The organism is Nonomuraea maheshkhaliensis (genome assembly GCF_039529435.1).
GTDB classification, from domain to species: Bacteria; Actinomycetota; Actinomycetes; order Streptosporangiales; family Streptosporangiaceae; genus Nonomuraea; species Nonomuraea maheshkhaliensis.
In genome coordinates this window covers 67888-87239 of record NZ_BAAAMU010000009.1, presented here as the reverse complement: position 1 = coordinate 87239, position 19352 = coordinate 67888, and the positions used below count along the sequence as shown (strand labels likewise).

General features: G+C 70.9%; 18 protein-coding genes. 6 read left to right on the top strand and 12 right to left on the bottom strand.

Features of this window, described 5'->3' with window-relative positions; genetic code table 11:
* Positions 1-729 (bottom strand): GOLPH3/VPS74 family protein (locus ABFX54_RS08680; protein ID WP_346102993.1); only part of this gene is annotated, 729 nt, incomplete at its 3' end.
* Entirely contained in the window at positions 726-1427 is a 702-nt protein-coding gene (locus ABFX54_RS08675) for a CPBP family intramembrane glutamic endopeptidase (protein WP_346102992.1), read from the bottom strand. The genes ABFX54_RS08675 and ABFX54_RS08680, both read right to left, overlap by 4 nt.
* Before the next feature lie 90 nt (positions 1428-1517).
* Here ABFX54_RS08675 and ABFX54_RS08670 point away from each other — a divergent pair, with 90 nt between their 5' ends.
* Entirely contained in the window at positions 1518-2135 is a 618-nt protein-coding gene (locus tag ABFX54_RS08670) for a TetR family transcriptional regulator (protein WP_346102991.1), read from the top strand.
* 162 nt (positions 2136-2297) lie between these two features.
* Here ABFX54_RS08670 and ABFX54_RS08665 read toward each other — a convergent pair whose 3' ends face one another.
* The 7 genes from ABFX54_RS08665 to ABFX54_RS08635 form a co-directional block, all read right to left on the bottom strand.
* On the bottom strand, positions 2298-2969 hold the full coding sequence (locus tag ABFX54_RS08665; RefSeq protein WP_346102989.1) for a response regulator: 672 nt from the start codon (positions 2967-2969) through the stop codon (positions 2298-2300).
* Entirely contained in the window at positions 2966-4060 is a 1095-nt protein-coding gene (locus ABFX54_RS08660; protein WP_346102988.1) for a sensor histidine kinase, read from the bottom strand. The genes ABFX54_RS08665 and ABFX54_RS08660 overlap by 4 nt, the downstream gene beginning before the upstream one ends.
* The gene (locus ABFX54_RS08655) at positions 4057-4638 is read right to left on the bottom strand and encodes a hypothetical protein (RefSeq protein ID WP_346102986.1); all 582 of its coding nucleotides are present in this window, start codon (positions 4636-4638) and stop codon (positions 4057-4059) included. Before ABFX54_RS08655 ends, ABFX54_RS08660 begins: the two co-directional genes overlap by 4 nt.
* Complete coding sequence (locus ABFX54_RS08650) at positions 4635-5690, bottom strand: hypothetical protein (protein WP_346102984.1); 1056 nt, start codon at positions 5688-5690, stop codon at positions 4635-4637. Before ABFX54_RS08650 ends, ABFX54_RS08655 begins: the two co-directional genes overlap by 4 nt.
* A gap of 51 nt (positions 5691-5741) precedes the next feature.
* Complete coding sequence (locus tag ABFX54_RS08645) at positions 5742-6134, bottom strand: FixH family protein (protein ID WP_346102983.1); 393 nt, start codon at positions 6132-6134, stop codon at positions 5742-5744.
* Positions 6131-7471 (bottom strand): hypothetical protein, encoded by a 1341-nt coding sequence (locus ABFX54_RS08640; protein WP_346102981.1) that lies wholly within the window; start codon positions 7469-7471, stop codon positions 6131-6133. The genes ABFX54_RS08645 and ABFX54_RS08640 overlap by 4 nt, the downstream gene beginning before the upstream one ends.
* A 126-nt stretch (positions 7472-7597) precedes the next feature.
* Positions 7598-7975, bottom strand: coding sequence for a TetR-like C-terminal domain-containing protein (locus tag ABFX54_RS08635; protein ID WP_346102979.1), 378 nt, complete (start codon positions 7973-7975; stop codon positions 7598-7600).
* Positions 7976-8007: 32 nt separating this feature from the next.
* Between ABFX54_RS08635 and ABFX54_RS08630 the strand changes: the two genes are divergently transcribed.
* Positions 8008-8121, top strand: coding sequence for a carotenoid oxygenase family protein (locus ABFX54_RS08630; RefSeq protein WP_346102977.1), 114 nt, complete (start codon positions 8008-8010; stop codon positions 8119-8121).
* A gap of 13 nt (positions 8122-8134) precedes the next feature.
* Here the strand turns inward: ABFX54_RS08630 and ABFX54_RS08625 are convergent, their stop codons facing one another.
* Both ABFX54_RS08625 and ABFX54_RS08620 read right to left on the bottom strand, forming a co-directional pair.
* A complete protein-coding gene (locus tag ABFX54_RS08625) occupies positions 8135-9562 on the bottom strand; it encodes a M81 family metallopeptidase (RefSeq protein ID WP_346102975.1) in 1428 nt (475 codons plus the stop codon).
* 12 nt (positions 9563-9574) lie between these two features.
* Entirely contained in the window at positions 9575-10711 is a 1137-nt protein-coding gene (locus tag ABFX54_RS08620) for an ROK family transcriptional regulator (protein ID WP_346102973.1), read from the bottom strand.
* Between the two features lie 213 nt (positions 10712-10924).
* On the opposite strand from ABFX54_RS08620, the gene ABFX54_RS08615 reads away from it, so the two are divergent.
* Genes ABFX54_RS08615 through ABFX54_RS08600 form a run of 4 tightly spaced genes read left to right on the top strand, consistent with a single transcriptional unit; the run spans position 10925 to position 16521 of the window.
* Positions 10925-12664, top strand: coding sequence for a peptide ABC transporter substrate-binding protein (locus ABFX54_RS08615; protein WP_346102971.1), 1740 nt, complete (start codon positions 10925-10927; stop codon positions 12662-12664).
* A 3-nt stretch (positions 12665-12667) separates the two neighbouring features.
* Positions 12668-13627: an ABC transporter permease gene (locus ABFX54_RS08610; protein ID WP_346102969.1), complete on the top strand. Its 960-nt coding sequence runs from the start codon at positions 12668-12670 to the stop codon at positions 13625-13627.
* Positions 13624-14502: an ABC transporter permease gene (locus ABFX54_RS08605; protein ID WP_346102968.1), complete on the top strand. Its 879-nt coding sequence runs from the start codon at positions 13624-13626 to the stop codon at positions 14500-14502. Before ABFX54_RS08610 ends, ABFX54_RS08605 begins: the two co-directional genes overlap by 4 nt.
* Positions 14503-14517: 15 nt before the next feature.
* Complete coding sequence (locus tag ABFX54_RS08600) at positions 14518-16521, top strand: ABC transporter ATP-binding protein (RefSeq protein WP_346102966.1); 2004 nt, start codon at positions 14518-14520, stop codon at positions 16519-16521.
* 9 nt (positions 16522-16530) lie between these two features.
* Here ABFX54_RS08600 and ABFX54_RS08595 read toward each other — a convergent pair whose 3' ends face one another.
* Complete coding sequence (locus ABFX54_RS08595) at positions 16531-19293, bottom strand: CARDB domain-containing protein (protein ID WP_346102964.1); 2763 nt, start codon at positions 19291-19293, stop codon at positions 16531-16533.
* Positions 19294-19352 lie beyond the last annotated feature (59 nt).

Genomic DNA, 19352 nt, shown 5'->3' with positions numbered 1-19352 from the left:
CCTCCCCCCCCCGTTCCACCCTTCCTCCCCCCCCCCCGCGCCGGCCCCGGCGCCCGCCGCCCTGGAGGCGGCGCTGCCCGCGGCCGTACGGGTCACGGCGGTGGAGACCGCCGCGGGACCCCACTGGCCGCGTTCGAGTTCCTTGGCGCGGGTGGCCACCCGTCCGGTCCAGGGCAGTGGCGGGCGCAGGGAGGGCAATGCCCCGCTGGCCGACAGCAGCCCGATGACCGCCGCGGTCCGGGGGTCGGGGGCCATGCCGTCCTCCAGGACGCGGCGGATCCGCGTTCTCAGCTCGATCTCGTGCTCCGCGCCGGCCGCCGGCCACGTCGTGCTGCGGAACACGCCGAGCACCTTGGACTCCTTGACGCGCAGCAGCTCGCGGTCCACGAGCCGGTCGATCACGACCCGCCACAGGTCGGCGCCGAGTGTCAGGAGCAGGGGCTGCACGCGCCGGGTCTTCTCGGCCACGGTGTCGTAGGCCGACTGCAGCAAGGGGTCGGGGAGCGGTCCTTCGCCGGCGGGGGTGACGCGGGGGCCGTTGACCACTCCGGTGCCGTCGGTCTCCACCCTGCCGAGCAGCGCGAGCTCCGTGAGCAGCGCGCCGCCCAGGGTGTAGTGCAGCGTGCCCGCCGCCTGGATGGACGCCCCGTCGTCGTCCATGAGCAGCAGCATGAGGTCTTCCACGATCAGCAGGTCGTCTCGCGTCGATTCCTCCTCCGGGGTGTTCATGACGCGACTCCGAGGATGGCGGGGACGATGACGGAATAGCCGTTGTTGGTGGCGTGCACGATGACGCCGGGCCAAACCGATCCGGTCCTGCGCAGCAGCAGCGCGGCCACGACGCCGACGACGAACGCGACGGGCAGGATGTAGTTGATCCCGTGGGCGAGGGCGAAGACCGCGGAGCTGCCCAGAACCGCGATCCACGGGCCGTACCGGTTCAAGCTCGTGGCCAGGACGCCGCGGAACAGGAACTCCTCCCCGACGGGCGTCAGAACGGCCCCCACGGCGATGGCGGTGATCAAGGAGAGCGCGCCTCCGGAGGCGGCGGCCTGGTAGTCGGCCTGGAGGTTGCTCGGCGGCCCTGTCAGGCTGATCACGACGATGGTCACCAGGATGTTGAGCAGGATCACGACGATGCCGGCGCCGATCGAGAGCAGCACCCACTTCCCGGTCACGCGGCGCAGGCCGAGCGCGCGGGGGTCCTTGACGCGCAGCCACAGCACGGCGGCGAACGCGCCGAGCGGCGCCAGCCCCGACACGCCGTACTGCACGATGCCGGCCAGCTCGGACCGGTCGTCCGGGACGGACCGGATGATCGCGATGCCGACCCCGTACAGGATCAGCGCGGCCAGGAACGCCAGCCCCACGTCGGGCCACCCGACGCCCTTGTCTCTGCGGTCTGTCACCGCTGCCTGCTCGTTCATGTACGCCCTCCTTGGGCGGCCGGGAGATAGAGCACTAGCACACTGTACCGGTACAGTGTGCTAGACGCGGCGTGCCAGAGAATGGGGGCCATGAGCGACACCCGGGCGAGGATCATCGCGGCGGCGACGGAGATCCTGATGGACGGCAAGGGCTCCCGGCCGAGCGTGCGCGCCGTCGCCGCACGTGCCGGCGTCGGAGCCAGCACGCTGCGCCACCACTTCAGAACGCAGCACGATCTTGTGGACGCGGTGCTGGAGTCGATGTATCGCCAGGCGTTGCCGGACGAGCGGATCCACGACGTCTCGGTGCCGGCCGACATTCGCCTGACCGAATGCCTGAGTGGCCTCCTGACCCCGGTGGGCTCGCCCGAGCAGGCTCGCGAGATGTGGCGCCAGCTGTTCCGCACCTTCGTCGACTCCGAACAGCGGGAAGCCGGCGCCGGGTATGCCGCCCTCGTCCGGCATGCCCGCAACCGTGTCGAGTCCTGGCTGGAGGTGCTGGAGGCCGAGGGCGCGCTGCCGGCGGGCGACCGGGCATTTCGTGCGATTTACCTGGCTACCGTCGTCGACGGGCTCGCTGTGGCCAGAGCGCTGCCGGAGGACGAGGCGGTTTCTCACTACGAGGCGGCCATTCTCCGCGCCGCGGTGAACGCGGTCCTGCGACTGCCCTGGGCGCCGACCGGCGCGACGAGCGGCCCTGAGGCCTGAGGCACCGCGCTCCTCGCACGGCTCGGTCCGGCGCCGCGCAGGTGCTCCCACTGGTCGGTCACCGGGGCCAGGTCCCTTTCGGGATGCGGCAGAGCAGTCCTGGTGCGGTGAACCAGGTGTCGTCGATGAAGCGGCCGGTTGCGTGTGATCGGCTCGGGCCGATCATGACGGGCGTAGGCCGCGTACGCGGGACCACGAGATCAGCACGTGGACCCGATCCCGCAGGTCGAGCTTGGTCAGGATGCTCGAGACATGCACTTTCACGGTGTAGTGGCTGATGCGGAGCTGGTGTGCGATTTCGCTGTTGGACATGCCTTGTGCGATGAGCTCGCAGACCTCGTGTTCCCGCTCGGTGAGCCGATCGGCCGCCGCCAGTAGCGCCCGGTCCTCGTCGGTGGGCAGCAGAGGCTGCAGCGCCGCGATCATCCGGGTGGTGGCCTCCGGGGCCAGCACGGACTGACCGGCCGCGACGATTCTGATGCCATCGCGGATCCGCTCGCCGGGCGCGTCTTTGAGCAGGAACCCGCTGGCCCCGGCCTGCAGTCCCGCGTAGACGTAGCTGTCGAGGTCGAAGGTCGTCAGGATCAGCACCCGGGTGGCTTCGCCCTGGTTGAGCTCGACGATGCGGCGGGTCGCCTCGATTCCGTCCATTCCGGGCAGCCGGATGTCCATCAGCACCACGTCAGGCCGGTGCTCGGCCACGGCGGCCACCGCGGCTGCACCCTCGCCCACGGCGCCCACCACGGTCAGGTCGTCGGCGGCGCCGACCAGGCGTACCAGCGCCTCCCGGAGGAGCTGCTCGTCGTCGCAGATCAGGACCCGGATGCCAGTCATGATGTGCTCCGCAGCGGCAGCGCGACACAGATTTCGAACGTGGCGCGGCCGCTGGTCACCTTCACCGAGCCGCCGAGCAACTCGACGCGTTCCCGCATGCCGATGAGCCCCACGCCGGCCGCGTTCCCGGCGGTTTCCGCTTCGCCGCGCACCGGGTTGGTCACGCGTATGGTCAGGCGGGCCGGTTCGTAGGTCAGCAGCACATGCGCGTCGACGGGGCCGGCGTGCTTGGCGATGTTGGTCAGCGCCTCTTGCACGACGCGATAAGCCGCCAGCTCGATGCTGGCGTCCACCTGCCGTACGGCTCCCCGGCGCTCCAACAGCGCCCGCGGCCCACCCGGGGGTAAGGCGGCGATCAGGTCGTCGAGCTGCCGCAGTTTCGGCGGCGGCGCCAGCGGATTGTGCCCGGGCGGCGCCTCTCGCAGAACGCCGAGCAGCCGCCGCAACTCGGCCAGCGACTCCCGGCCGGTGTGGGCCACGCGGCGCAGCGTCTCCTCCATGCTGTCCCGGGTGTCGGCACCCGCCTCGGCGTCGAGGACCATCGTGGTCACCGAGTGATTGAGAATGTCGTGCAGCTCCCTGGCCAGCAGCGCCCGCTCGCGTTCGGCTGCCCGTCGTTCGAGATCCGTCCGCTCGGCTTCGAGCCGCCGCGAGCGCTCCTGCAGCTCACGGATGCGATCGCGCTGCCGTGCGTCCAACCGCCCCACCGCCCAGAACCCGACGAACAGCAGCGCGAGCGCCGAGTAGACCGCCAGCACCCGCATCGGGTCGCCGATGGTCAGCAGCGTCAGCGGCAAGCCGGCGAGCAGCAGCACCAGCACCGAGACGACACCGATCACGCGCCGGTCCCCCCGGCCCCACGCCCCCAGACGGGAGGCGGCGACCAGGGGAGCCACCAGGATCGGCATGGTCATCAAGGCCAGCGCCAGTTCGAACGCGACGACGATGCCCAGCGCGCTAAGCGGATAGCGGCGCGATCCCATCAGCGCGAGGGATTGCCCGCAGGCCAGGGCGAGCACCACGACATCCTCGCCCCGGCCGATCAGCCAGCAGACCAGCAGCGGAAGGACGGCCAGCACACCATCGCTCATCCACTCCAGGTGGGTCTGGCGCTGCGCCGCAGCCGCCAGGTGCGGCGCCAGCCCATGGTCACCAGCAGCGCCACCGGCGCCCAGGGCGTCAGTGCGACCGTCCAGCTCAGAGCGAGTGGCGGCCCCGGCTGCTCGATCGCCGGGATCGGCAGCACTCCCGTCGAGGTCCCGCCCGGTCCTTCGACGGCGAACTCGAACCGCCATGTGCCCTCCTCCGGCAGTGAGACGACGTCCAGCCCCCACACCTGGCGTGCCCTCGGGTGCCGCGGCAGCACGATGTTGTCGCCGCGCCGCTGCAGGACGATGCCTTTGAGCCCCCGGCGGTTACCGGACGGTGAGACGGTCGTGACCAAGCCGGTGCGCCCGTCGATGCCGCCGGTGGGCTCGAAGGTGAAGTCGAGCGACTGCAGCGCGTGGATCGGCCATTCAGTGAACGATACGGTGATTGCGGACTGATCGCTCATGCGCACGGTCTCGCTGTGGACGATCTCGCCCGGCAGGGGCGCCGCCACGGCAGGGCCCGTGCCGGTGAGCACCACCGCTCCTGCCGCGAGCACCGCGGTGATGACGCGTCTCATGCGGGCACCGCCTCAGGCGTGCGCAGCCCGAAGTGGCGTAGCAGGGACGCGCAGTGCCAGCCCAGCCAGCCCATGCCCGCCCCGAGCGCGGCGACCGTCACCAGCGTGGCGGGCAGGTTCATCTCCATGCCCACGGCGCCGTAGAAGAGCGCGGTGTTGACGCCGGCCAGCGCGCCGATCGCCGGCGTGATCCATCGTGGGCTCATGTCGCGTCGTACCGCCCACGCCACCACCGCTGCGGACAGCAGCGCGATCAGCGGGAACGTGACGGGAACGCCGACCAGCACCTGTGGCAGTCCGGAGGTGTAATCGCGCATCGGCTGGCCGATCGCCCCGGCGTACCAGCGCGTGGCGGCCGGGACGGACAACGCGAGCCCGCCCTGCACGATCACGAACGCCAGCCCGGCCGCGGCCGGCCAGTGCCAGCGCCGGGTTAGCCCGACGATGAGGCTCAGCATGAGCGCGCCTGCCGCGCCCAGTCCGGGTACGCGCGGAGCCACGCCCGGCAGCCAGTCGAAGACCAGTTCCGACAGCATGCCGAACGCCGACGTCGAGCCGACAGCCGCCAGAGCGGTCGCCAGCGCGAGGCCCCATCTGTCGGACCTGGTACGCCGCAGCACGGCGAAGGCCATCACCATGGCGAAGATCTCCACCTGGATCGACAGGCCCAGCCCGAAGTGCGAGGGCGTCGTCCCGGCCGCGATGTCGAAGCCGTACAGGTCGTGCCACCACAGGTCGGCGCCCGCGTACAGCAGGTTGGCCGCCGCGCCGAGCCCGCCCACCAGGAACGGCCAGGGGGCGTGGAAGGTGCGGAACACCGTCACCGACGGGGTCTCGGTCGCCGGCCCTCGGGCCCAGGTCGACAGCAGCACCACGGACAGGCAGGACAGGCCGATGATGCCGGTCCCGGCGTACAGCAGCAGGTGAGGCGCGGTCCAGAAGTTGTCGGGCCCGACGTCGCCGTGCCACTGACCGTCCCAGATCATGCCGGCCAGCAGTGTGGCGTAGCCGAACATCAGGAACCAGGCTCCGGCCACCTCTCTGCGCGGCACCTCACGAGCCGGTGGATCCGTTAATGATTGTCCTGCCATGGGGGTATCTCCTTACGTTCCGACCAATGTGTTGACCTTGATGACCTCGGTACCCGCGGCTCCCTGCACGCGGATGTGGATCTCCCAGGCGCCGGGCATGGTGAACAGCTCGCCGCGCGCCACGTACCGTCCGATGCCGCTGTTCCGAGCGGGGATCTCCGGTGTCGTGTGGCCCATGTGCGGCATCACCCCGAACAGCGACACCTCCGCGGGGGAGGCCGGCTCGACCTCCACCGTCGCCTCCAGCGGGCCGGTGCTCGGCTCGAGGGTGACGACGACCGCGTAAAGGGCGCCCCTGCGCGGCAGCTCCATGAGGCCGGGCCCCTCGCCGCCGCGCAGGATCCAGACGATCCCGGCCGCGAGCAGCAGGACTGGAAGGGCGATGAACGCGATGCGCCGGGTCACGGCGTGCCCCCTACCTCAAGGGTGTGCGCAACCGTGACGATCTCGTAGTTCCTTGCGTACTGGATCCAGATCAGGTACCGGCCCGGCCGCGGGAAGCTGAAGGTGAACTCGAGCCCGGGCGCATAGACCGCGACGGATTCGTCCGGCACGCGCTGCGAACCGGTGGCCATCGAGCGGGCCTCGTGCACGTGGCCGAGGTAACCGCCGTCCTGGCTGCGCACCACGAGGTGCCCGGCCATGCCGAGCCACGGCTGTACGCCGGCCACGCCGGTGTCGAGCGTGACACGTACGGGCCGCTCGGCCACCGGCCGCGTCGGCTCGGTGACCGGGACTCCTCCCGAAACCGCGCCCGCGACGGCGGGAACGCCGTCCGCCGGCTGCTCCGGGCCGCCCACGGTGAACTCGCCGGTGACCAGCTGCCCGCCCGCATCGGCCCGCTCGAACTCGGCGTACACCCGGTGCCGCCCCGTCTCCTGCGCACGCAGCCGCACCTCGTAGGTGCCGGGCGCAGTGCGGATCGGATGCACGTGACGGAAGTACGAGCCGTCCTGGCTGGTCACCACGACGTGCGCCAACGCGGCATGGTGCGTCACCAGGTCGTCCACCCGGCGGCCCGTCGAGCCGTCGAACAACTCCACGCGCAAGCGGAACTCCGACCCCGGACCGGGTTTGCCCGGCAGGACCTCGATCACCGGTTGCGCGTTCGGCCGCCCCGGCATCACCTCCCGTGACACGGGCGGCGCCCCCTCGGGCACCGCCGGAGCGAACCACGGGGAGAGCACCCCGGCGGTGAACGCCACAACCGTCGCCACCACAGCCCCGCCCGCGAACCCCGCCGCGGCCGGCCGCCTGGACAGCCCCGCGCTCACCAAGGCGCCTACCAGCGCCACCGCCGTGCAGGCGAAGGCCGCGTGCACGACCACCTCCCACGGTGGCGGCTGCGGCACCAGCACGGCGAAAGGCAGCACCGACCGTTCGCCACCCGCACGAACTTCCAGCTCGTGCGGGCCCACCCGATCCACCGAGAGCACCACCCGGTGCATCCCGGGCCGGCCGGCCTCGACCCGAACCATGCCCGACGATGAACGACCACCCACGGCAGGCCTGATCACCAGATCGATCCGGCCACCCCGGCCGGGCGTGTGCGCGACCACGTCCACCTGCAGCGGAGCCGGCACCTGTACGCTCGCCCGCACCACGACGGTGATCTCCATCCCGGCGATCGTCTGGGCGAAGCGCACATCGGCCTCGCCGCTTTGGCCGTGCGCCCACGCGGGTTCCGCCCAAGCGCCGAAAAGCGCCAGTGCGAACAGGATCGTGATCAGAGGTTTGAACACACGCCACAGCGTAGGAAGCCACCTCCGCCGCGCACATCACGCGCGGGAACTGACCTGCCTAGTTCCTGGGAACTACCCGCGCCGTCAGGCGAGCGACTGTTTCGAGCCCTGCGCCGGATCGGCCGGTCAGTGGTCGCGCATCGCCAGGTCCACCGAGCGCCGGGTCGCTTCGGGGTCGTCGCCGTATCCGACGAACAGGCTCTGCGACATGTCCGCGAAGTGGAGCGGGAGGTGTTCGGCGGGCAGCAGTCCGGCGACGGCGAGGCTCACCATGCCGTGTCTCGTGATCCACAGTTGGACGGCCCACCCCAGCGACCTGATCGGCTCGACCTGGCGGAACCGCCCGGCCTCCACGCAGCGGCGGAGGGCGTCGACCAGTCGCTGGAAGGTGTCGTTCCCGGCGTCGGGCCCGTCGTGTCGTTCGAGGAACATCGCCCGGTAAAGATGCGGGTTGGCCAGTTTGTCGGCGAGGTAGGCGGCGCCACTGGCGGTGAGCTCGGCCACGGGGTCCGTCAGGTCGGGAGTGGCGTCGAGGTGTGCGACGAGCCGGGCAGGACTTCACCGGCGCTCCGATCGCCGTCGTGCACCTTCCGGCACGGGTGCCGCTGGGCTTCCACGGAAGCTGGATTCCCAGTACGGACCCGGCGTGACCGGACCCCGGGCTCAGCCGAAGGTGGCGTCCCCGTCCAGGGGGAAGATCGGGCGGCGCAGGTTCCGGTACGGCAGCCGCCGCAGATCCTGGTCCACGCCCCCAGGCGTGAGCGCCAGCATCCACCCCGCCGCCGCCTCGAACAGCTCCGGCTCCAGGTACCCGATCTTGACCGTGACCACGTCCACGCCGCCGACGTCCACCCCCAGCCGCCCGTAGGACGAAAGCAGCCGGTACTGCATCCGCCGCGAGGTCAGGAACACGCTCAGCCCACCGACCCGCACGCTCACCACGCGCCCGCCGTCGAGGTCGTCGGCCACGGCCTCCAGGGTGCCCTCCAGCAGCAGCGGGCCCGGCGCCCGGGTGTCGAGCCGGGCGCCGGCGCGGACGCTGACCGGCGAGCCGATCGGCAGGTGGCCGACGTGCGCCACCGCCTCGGGGTCGAACAGGGAGGCGTAGACGGCACGCACCGAGCCGTCGCGAATCTCGGGCCTGGCCAGCATCCGCTCCAGCGCGTACGTGACGTCGTCGGCCCCGCCCGCGCCCGGGTTGTCGCCGGAGTCGCTGATGAAGTACGGCCGAGGCGCGCCCTCCTTGAGCGCCACGTCCAGGCACTCGTCCATGGAGCCCGTGGGCGCGACGAAGGCGAAGCCGTCACGGGCGTCCCAGAACGCCTGCCCCAGCTCGCGAGCCGCCCGCTCGGTGGCGGCGGCGTCGGTGCCGGTGGCCACGACGGCCCCGGTGCAGCGGGGCTCGTCGGCCCAGGCGAAGCCGATCCAGATGGCCGCGTCGATCACGCCCGGCCTCGACTCGACCTCGGGGATGCGGGCGTACAGGCCGCGGGCCGGCTCGACGCGGGTGCTGGTCATCTCGCCGGGCAGCAGGATCGGTACGTGGACCAGCGTCTTGTGCGGCCGGCCACCCGCTCTGAGCGCGGTGACGAGGTTGCGGGCGGCGCGCTCGCGGGTCTCCCAGACGTCCACGTGGGGCGCGGTGCGGTAGCAGGTCAGCAGGTCGCAGCCGTCGAACAGGGTCTCGGAGACGTTGCCGTGCAGGTCCATCGCCGCCGACACCAGCGGCTCCGGGCCGATGACGGAGCGGATGGCGGTGATCAGGTCGCCTTCGGCGTCCTGGCGGCCCACGACGCTCATCGCGCCGTGGAAGTCCAGCAGCACGCCGTCGAACGGGCCGTCGGCCAGGCCCTCGACGATCTCGGCCCGCCAGGCGTCGTACGCGGCGGGCTCGACCGCTCCGCCCGGCAGGGCGCGGGCGTGGACCAGGGGCACCCACTCCACCTCGGCCGCCCAGGGGTCGCCGCGCCAGTCGTACCGGTCGAGCAGGGCCTGGCCGCGGGTGACCTCGAAGTCGGCGGTGTCGCTGAGGTGAGGTGAGAAGGTGCTGGACTCGATGTGGATGCCGCAGACGGCGATACGCAGGGACACTGCACAGGCTTTCTAGGAAGGGCGGATTTCGGCGGTCTCCCGGAGGAGGTGGCCCAGGCCGATCAGGGCCGCGTCGGGGCCGGCGACGCTCGCCTCGATGGACAACGACTGGGTCAGCGGGGGCAGGCAACGTTCGTAGAGCATGCCTTTGACGGCCGCCACGTAGACGTCCAGGCTCGACAGTACGCCGCCGAGGACGACCCGGTCGGGGTTGAGGAAGTTGACCAGGCCCGACACGGCCACGCCGAGCAGCCGGCCGGCCTGGCGGACGAGGGTCACGACGGCCGGGTCGGCGTTGTCGACGGCGTCGATGACGTCGCGGGTGCTGGCCACGGGCAGGCCGCGCCCGGCCAGTTCGCGCACCAGCGCGGCGCCGCTGGCGACCGTCTCCAGGCAGCCGCGGCTGCCGCAGGAGCATTCGCGCTCGCCGCTGTCGGCCACGCGCACGTGGGTGACGTCGCCGCTCAGGCCGCGCCCGCCGCGGTAGATCTGGTCGGAGCTGATCAGGCAGCCGCCGATGCCGGTGCCGGCCTTGATGTAGATCATGTCGCCGGCCTCCCCCCGGGTGACGTGCTCGCCGATCGCCGCCGCCTTGGCGTCGTTGTCGACGACCGCGGTGACCTCGAAGCGCCGGCGCAGGTCGTTCTGGACGTCGTACCCGCTCCAGCCCGGCATGCGGGCCGGGCCGATGAGCCGGCCGTGCGGGAAGTCCACCGGTCCCGGCAGGGCCATGCCGACGGCGAGCAGCCGGCGGCCGGGCGCGTGGGCGGTCCTGACGGCGTCGAAGGCCGTGGCGACCCTGTCGAAGATCGCCTTGGGCCCCGCCCCTATGTCGACGGCGAACTCCTCGGCCGCCAGCAGGGCCCCGGAGGGGGAGCAGAGGCCGACGCGGGCGTGGCGGCCCCCGAGCTCGGCCACCGCGAACACGCCTCCGTCCTGGCGCAGCCGCAGGATCCTCGGACGGCGGCCGCCGGTGGAGACGCCCACGCCCTCCTCAAGGATCGTGCCCTCCTCCAGCAGGCGGCGGACCACGCTGGAGACCGTCGAGGGAGCCACCTGGAGGGTCTCCACCAGATCCGCGCGCGAAGCGGCCTTGCCGCTGGCCAGCAGGCTCAGGGCCTGCTCACGCAGACTAGCGGGGTCCGACATGCCTCTCCTCCCAGACGAGCATCACGGATGCTCATCATCGAGCACGAAGACGATCATCGGAAGATGCCGCCGTCGCGGACTCTACCTCGAAATAAGTGTGCCGAACAAAGCTGATTTTTCGCATTGACTTACTACTTGTCCCTCTATACATTCTCCGAACTGAAGGACAGAAGGGCCCTTGAAGGGCACGTCCACGTCTCGACGAGGAGAACCATGGGGACGAGAACCCGCATCGTGTGCGGCGTGGTGGCCTTCGGGCTCGGATTGACCGCCTGCAGCGCGGGCGGCTCACAGCAAGGCGGCGGCACGCAGCAGGGCGGCGCGCAGGCCAAGGACACGGTGACCGTGGCCCTGCGCACGCCGAACTGGATCCTGCCGATCTCGGCCCCCGGCTTCACCCAGGGCGAGAACGACATCTTCGGTACCGCCCTGTACCGCAAGCTGTACAGCTACCAGCTCGACGGATCCAGCCCCGACAACATCAACCCGGAGCGCTCGCTCGCCGAGCCGCCCGAGGTGAGTGACGGCGGGAAGACGCTGACCATCACGCTCAAGGACAACACCTGGTCCGACGGCAAGCCGATCACCACGAAGGACATTCAGTTCTGGTGGGACCTGGTGACCACGAACAAGGACAAGTGGGCGTCGTACCGGCCGGGCGGCTTCCCCGACAACATCGACGCCTTCAAGGTCAAGGACGACAAGACCTTCTCCTTCACCACCAAGAAGGCGTACAACGCGGCCTGGTTCGTCGGCAACCAGCTCAACCGCATCGTGCCGCTGCCCCAGCACGCCTGGGACAAGGGCGGCGACGCCAAGAAGACCTTCGAGGAGCTGACCGCCGCCTCCAAGGACCCCAAGTCGTACGCGACGAACCCGCTGTGGAAGACCACCAGCGGCCCGTGGAAGCTGGAGAGCTACGTGCCCGGCGGCGAGGTGGTCCTGGCCAAGCAGGACGCCTACTCGGGCCCCGACAAGCCGAAGCTGAACAAGATCGTGCTGCGGCCGTTCACCGGCGACGACGCCGAGTTCAACGTGCTGCGCGCCGGGCAGATCGACTACGGCTACATCCCGCCCGCGAACCTGTCGCAGCAGTCCTACCTGGAGTCGAAGGGCTACAAGACCTCGCCCTGGTACGGATGGTCGATCACCTACCTGCAGCTCAACTTCAACAACCCCAAGACCGGGGTGCTGTTCAAGCAGCCGTACCTGCGCCAGGCGCTGCAGATGCTCATCGACCAGCCCACCATCAGCAAGGTCATCTGGTCCGGCATGGCCGCGCCGACCTGCGGTCCTGTGCCCGCCAAGCAGGGCTCGCCGGCCGGCCAGGGCTGCGCATACCCGTTCGACCCGGCCAAGGCCAAGCAGTTGCTGGAGAGCCACGGCTGGACGGTGACCCCCGACGGGCAGACCTCCTGCGCCGACCCCGCCCTGTGCGGTGAGGGCATCGCCAAGGGCACCCCGCTCAACTTCACCGTGACCAGCCAGTCGGGCTTCTCCGCGACCACCAAGATGTTCGCCGAGATCAAGTCGGCGATGGCCAAGGTCGGCGTGCAGCTCACCATCAAGGAGGTGCCCGACTCCGTCGCGGTCACCCCGGCCTGCAAGCCCGACGAGTCCAAGTGCGACTGGGACATGTCGTTCTTCGGCTCCCAGGGCAGCTGGTACTACCCGGCCTTCGCCTCCGGCGAGCGCCTGTTCCAGACCGACGCCCCCGTCAACCTCGGCAGCTACAGCAACCCCGAGGCCGACGAGCTCATCGAGAAGGCGCAGTTCTCCGCCGACGCCGGGGCCCTTCAGGAGTACAACGACTTCCTGGCCAAGGACCTGCCGGTCCTCTGGATGCCGAACCCCGTCTACCAGATCTCGTCGTACCGGTCCGAGTTGCAGGGCGTGGACCCGCAGGACCCGATGAACCTGATGTACTTCCAAGACTGGTCCTGGAAGAGCTGACCTTTGACCCGCTACCTCCTCGCCCGTCTGGGCCAGGCCCTGGTCATCGTGATCCTGGTGACGCTGATCACGTTCGTGATCCTGCACCTGCTGCCCGGAGGCGCGGCCAGGGCCATCCTGGGCAAGGAGGCGACGCTGCAGCAGATCGCCTCCTTCAACCACGAGATGGGGTACGACCGGCCGCTGTGGGAACAGTACGCGCTGTACCTGCGGCGGCTGGCCGGCGGCGACCTCGGCTACTCCTTCCAGCTCAACCAGTCGGTGGCCGAGGCCATCAGCCAGCGCCTGCCCAAGACCATGCTGCTGTCGCTCGGCTCGACGCTGATCGCGGTCGTGGTGGCCGTCCCGCTGGGTGTCGTCCAGGCCGTACGGCGTAACCGCTGGCCCGACTACACGATCAACGGGCTGTCGCTGCTGGCGTACGCCACGCCGATCTTCTTCATGGGTCTCATGATGATCATTCTGTTCTCCCAGGTGTGGCCGGTGCTGCCGCCCGAGGCCCCGCAGGGCTTCACGATGGCGGAGGTGCTGGCCGACCCCGCCGGGCTCGTGCTGCCCACGCTCACGCTGGCGATCCTCACCGTCGCGGTCTACTCCCGCTACATCCGCTCGTCCATGGTCGACAACCTGAACGAGAACTACGTCCGTACGGCCCGCAGCAAGGGCCTGTCGGAGAGCCGCGTCATCGTCGGGCACACCCTGCGCAACGGCCTGTTCCCCGTCATCACCCTGCTCGGCATGTACCTGCCCGCGCTGTTCAGCGGCGCCCTCGTCGTCGAGCGGCTGTTCAACTACCCGGGCATGGGGCTGCTGTTCTGGCAGGCGGCGCTCAAGCGGGACTATCCGATCCTGCTCGGCGTCACGCTGCTCATCTCGGTGGCGACCGTGGTGGGCGCGCTGGTCGCCGACGTGCTCTACGCCGCGGTCGATCCGCGCGTACGGCTGAAGGCGGCACGCTCATGACCACTCAGGAAGAGGCGGAGCCCGTACGCGGGATGTGGCGGCAGGGACTTGAGGTCTTCGCCGAGAACCGGCTCGCCCTGGCCGGCGTGGGCCTGTTCGTCCTGCTGGCCGGCTTCAGCTTCCTCGGGCCGCTGTTCTACCAGACCGACCAGGTGCACACCGACCTGACCAAGGTCTTCCTGGCCCCCGGCACGGACGGCCACCCGCTCGGCGCCGACGGCGTGGGCTACGACCAGCTCGGGCGGATGATGCTCGGCGGACAGACCTCCATTGTCGTCGGGCTGGCCGCCGGCCTGCTGGCCACGGTCGTGGGGACCGTCTGGGGCGCCATCGCCGGGTTCGCCGGCGGCTGGGTCGACGCCGTCATGATGCGGCTGGTCGACGCGATGATGTCGATCCCCGCGCTGTTCCTGTTCATGCTCATGGCCTCGATCGTCACGCCGACCGTGCCGATGCTCATCGTCATCATCGGCGCCTTCGCCTGGCTCGGCCCGGCCCGGCTGGTCCGCGGCGAGGCGCTCTCGCTGCGCACCCGCGAGTACGTGATGGCGATGCGCGGCATGGGCGGCACCGGCGGGCGCGCGGTGCGCAGGCACATCATTCCGAACGCCATCGGCACGGTGATCGTCAACGCGACGTTCCAGGTCGCCGACGCGATCCTGTACGTCGCCTACCTGTCGTTCCTCGGCCTGGGGGTGCCGCCGCCCGCGGCCAACTGGGGCGGCATGCTGTCCGACGGCCTGTCGGACACCTTCAGCGGCCACTGGTGGCTGCTGTACCCGCCGGGAATCGCCATCATCCTCATCGTCCTCGCCTTCAACTTCATCGGCGACGGGCTGCGGGATGTCTTCGAGGTCCGCCTCCGGCGGCGTTAGCAGGAGGAACCGTACATGGCCCCCAATGAGCCGCTGCTGCGGCTGCGTGACCTCAGCACCGACATCGCGCTGCGGCGTGGCGCCGTGCACGCGCTCGACCACGTCAACCTTGAGGTACGGCAGGGCGAGACGCTCGGCATCGTGGGCGAGTCGGGCAGCGGCAAGACCATGACCGTGCTGTCGATCATGGGCTTGCTGCCGACCGGCGGCCGCGTCGTCGGCGGGGAGATCCTCTTCGACGGCCGCGACCTGCGCGGCCTGGAGGCCCAGGAGCTGCGCCGGGTCCGCGGCGTCGAGATGGGCATGGTCTTCCAGGACCCGCTCACCTCGCTGAACCCCACCATGCGCATCGGCGCCCAGGTCGCCGAGCCGCTCCGCGTCCACCAGAGCGTCGGCAAGGCGGAGGCGCGCGAGCGGGCGATCGAGATCCTGCGCCGGGTCGGCATGCCCAGGCCCGACAAGATCGTCGACGACTACCCGCACCAGCTGTCCGGCGGCATGCGCCAGCGCGTGGTCATCGCCATGGCGCTCATCCGCTCGCCGCGGCTGCTCATCGCCGACGAGCCCACCACGGCCCTGGACGTGACCACCCAGCGCCAGATCCTCGAACTCATCGACGACCTGCGCGAAGAGTTCAAGATGGCGGTCATCCTGGTCACGCACGACCTCGGGGTGATCGCCGGCCGCGCCGACCGGGTCGCCGTCATGTACGCCGGCCGCGTCGTGGAGACCGCCACGACCGCCGAGCTGTTCCGCGCGCCGCGCCACCGCTACACCGAGGCGCTCATGCGCGCCCTGCCCGAGTCCGCGGGGAGCGGCCGGCTCTACAGCATCCCGGGCCTGCCGCCGGACCTGTCGCGGCCCCTGACCGGCTGCCGCTTCGCGCCCCGCTGCGGCTTCGCCACCGACGAATGCCGCACCACCGACGTCACTCTCACCGGGCACGGGCACGCGTTCGCCTGCCTGCACCCCGTCACCGACCGCGCCACGATCGCGCCGTCCACCGAGCGGGAACCGAGCCCGTCCGGCGCCTCCCAGCCGATCCTCACCGTGCGCGACCTGGTCAAGGAGTACGACGCCGGCGGCTCGGGCCTGCGCGGGGCCGCGGCCAGGGTGAGCGCCGTCGCGGGCGTCTCGTTCGAGGTCGAGGCGGGTGAGACGCTCGGCATCGTGGGCGAGTCCGGGTGCGGCAAGTCCACCGTCGGCCGTCTCGTCGCCGGACTCGAACCGCCCACCAGCGGTGAGATCGTCGTGGACGGCGCCGACGTCGCGACCCTCGACCGGGCCGCCCGCCACCGCATGCACCGGCAGGTGCAGCTCATGTTCCAGGACAGCTACGCGGCCATGAACCCGCGCATGCGCATCGACTCCATCCTCACCGAGCCGCTGGAGATCCAGCGGGTCGGCGACTCCGGCGCGCGCCGCGCCCGGGTGAGCGAGCTGCTCGACCAGGTGGGGCTGCCGCGGCGGTCGCTGGAGCGCTATCCGCACGAGTTCTCCGGCGGGCAGTTGCAGCGCATCGGGCTGGCCAGGTCGCTGGCGTTGCGGCCGCGGCTGATCGTGGCCGACGAGCCGGTCAGCGCCCTGGACGTGTCCGTCCAGGCGCAGGTGCTCAACCTCATGCGCGACCTGCAGCGCGACCTCGGCCTGTCGTACGTGTTCATCAGCCACGACCTGTCCGTGGTCGACTACATGGCCGACCGCATCGGGGTGATGTACCTCGGCAAGCTCGTCGAAGTGGGGCCCGCCCACCAGGTGGTCCGGGCCGCGCGGCACCCGTACACGCAGGCGCTGCTCGACGCCGTCCCCACGCCCGACCCCGGCCGGACGGCCGACGCGGGCTCGGCCATCCGGGGGGAGCTGCCGAGCGCGGTCAACCCGCCGACCGGGTGCCGGTTCCGTACGCGCTGCCCCCTGGCGCAGGACATCTGCGCCACCGAGCCGCCGCTGGCGGGCGGGACGCACCAGGTCGCCTGCCACTTCCCGCTCCGCCAGGAGGCGGCGGCAGCCGCCTCCTGACCAGGTGACTCACCAGCGCTCGGCCAGCCCGGCGTTGATCTCCGTGAGCAGCAGCGTGGCCGTGATGTGGCGGGCGCCCACCGGCTGCGCCAGCGTGGCCTGGGCGTGCCGTACGGCGTCGCCCACGGTCTCCAGCCTCAGCGCGACGGACTGCGGTGTGTGGATGGCGGTGCTCGCGTGGATCCGGCGGGTGGCCAGGTTCAGGTAGGTCGCCAGCAGTTCCGCGCGCAGGGCGCGCGGCTGCAGCAGCGGTATCCCGACCGCGTGGGCGAACTCCGCCTGCGTCAGCTCCCCGTCGGCGGGGGAGGTGTCGTAGCGCTGGTCGGTCGCCTGGACGCGGGCCAGCGCCTCGGGGGTGCGCAGCGACGGGAAGAGCGTCCAGACGGCGAGCGGCCTGGGGTCGCGTGTGGCGGCCGGGAGCGTGACGCGCGTCTGCGCCGTGGCCTGGGCCGGGGCGTAGGGGCAGTCTCCGCCGTCTCCGCCGTCTCCGCCGTCTCCGTCGTCGCCGTCGCCGAAGGAGAGCAAGACCGGCACGTTCACCGTCGTGCCCTCCTCCAGCAGCAGGCTGGGCCGGGCGGTGAAGGCGACGGCGCCGGACGCTCCCGGAGCGACCGCGCCCAGGTTCCAGCGCAGCGTGGTGGTGCCGTCCGGGTCGCGGGTGATGACGTCGGGCGGCGAGTCCTGCTCGGGGCCGTAGTAGAGGCCGGTGGGCAGAGTGGCGGTCAGCGTCGTGCCCGCGGAAGGTCCGCCTCCGGCGTTGCGGTAGCTGATCGCGTACGCGAAGGGATCGTCTCCCGTCACGTCGGCCTGCAGCGTCAGGACCGGGCGGCGGACCGTGGTGGACGCGGTGGCGGTGTTGTCGGCCAGCGTCCCGCTCTCGGCATAGCCCGCGGCGTTGACGCCCGCGACCGTCGCCGTGCCGGTCAGCACGGTCCCGTCAGGCGTGGCGCACGGGACGGTGTAGGTGAAGTTCTCGCCGGCCGAGCCGCCGGTGGGCAGGTCGGCGATAGAGCGGCTGGTACGCGTTCCGTCGGGGACGGTGTCGTCGATCGACACCCGGGTGGCCGTCGCCGGTCCCTTGTTGCCGACGGTGACCGTGTAGCCGAGGGTCTCGCCCGGGGTGGCCTGCTCCTTGTCGACGGTCTTGGCCACGGTCAGGTCGATGTGCGGGTTGAGCGCCTCGGCGGCTTCCTCGGTGATCTCCGTGCTGCCCTTGCCGAGCACGCCCTTGTGCGCGCCGTCGGGGAACATCGGGCTCTTGCGGAAGTCGAAGTTCAGGTGCTCCCAGTCGTTCCACGCGCGTAGCCGCTGGCCGGGGGAGGCGGGGCAGGACTCGGTGTCGCCCTTGAGCTCGATGCGGTTGACGTCGCCCGTCGCACCCTGCTCGTTCCTGCCGTCGCCGTTCCAGTCGACCGCGAGACCGCCGTCCGTGGTCTTCGGCTTGCCCCCCACGCCGTAGACGATCGTGCGGTTGCCGGCGCCGGGGACGGCGGCGCTCGTCTCGTCCAGACCCCCGTCCTCTTCGAGATGGGCGCGCTCGTGTTCCTGGTAGTCCAGCGGCCTGCCGGGGTTGTCGGCGCCGGCGAACTGGTGGGTGTAGTTCATCACGCTGAGGTAGTTCGGCTTGCAGTTGAAGCTGTCGACGCCACCGTGCTGCAGGCCCAGCGTGTGGCCGAGCTCATGCATGAAGGTCCCGGCCTCCACCGAGACCAGGCCCTCCCGATCGTTGATCTCCTTGCCGTCCCAGAGGCCCAGGGTGATCGCGAAGTCGTTGCCGCCGGGCAGCGCGATGCCGGCCAGGGTGGAGGCGTTCACCCTGTCTCGGGAGTCGTCGCCGACCTCGGCCTGCCCCGACTGGGTGCCTTCGCCGGCCAGCCCGTGCGCGGAGACGGCGTAACGGAAGACCAGCCGCTTGGCCCCGAGGATGTTCTCGCAGTTGCGTGAGATCCGGTCGAGCACGTCACCGAAGGCGCCGTCGCACGGGTAAGCCTCGGAGCCGGTCCTGATGTCGTCGAAGTCGTCCCAGGTCCCGGGAGCCTTGGCGTCGAACGAGATGCCCTCCGTCTCGGGGATCTGCTCGCTCTCGAGGACGTGCAGGGTGATGCCCCGCCAGGCGAACGCGTCGACGACCTGCCTGATCGCCGCGGCCGACAGCTCGCGCGGGCGCTTGCAGGACCTCGTCTCGCAGCGCATCCAGTCCAGCTCGACGAAGATGTCCTTGCGATCGGGGTCCGCGTTGTACGGCGCCGCGTTCAGCGCCAGGTCGACCGTGCCGTCACCGTCGTAGTCGATGCCGTCGCGCTCCCAGGAGTCCAGCAGCCCATCCTGATCGCCGTCCGGGGCCTGCCGGACGCGCAGCATCGTCGCGCAGGTCCCGATCGTCGTGTCGCCGGTCTGCGACGAGGTGATCTTCACCCGCAGCCCCGTCGTCTCGCCCGGTCCCTGGCCGTACGCCGGGGGCAGGTCGATCTCGGTCTGCACCAGCCCCGTCTCCTTGGCCAGGAGCTGGCGGTGGAAGACGGTGGATCGCCAGTAGTGGAAGTTCGCCTCCACCCTCGACTCGAACCATGCGCTCTCGTCGCTGCTGTTCAGGTACGTGATCCGGATCCGCGGTCCCTCTCCCTCTTTGACGACGGCGAGGGTGGGGTCCAGGAACGTACAGTCCGCGCCGGCCGATCCGGCGACGGCATGAGCGGCGTGTACGGCGTGGGCGGCGGGCACGCCGGATAAGCCGGCCGCGGCGATCAGAAGCAGGGCGAGGAGAGTGCGCATGACCGCGAGTGTCGGCCAGTCGGACCCGGATCGCCTGAGTAGCCCCTACTCAGATCCCA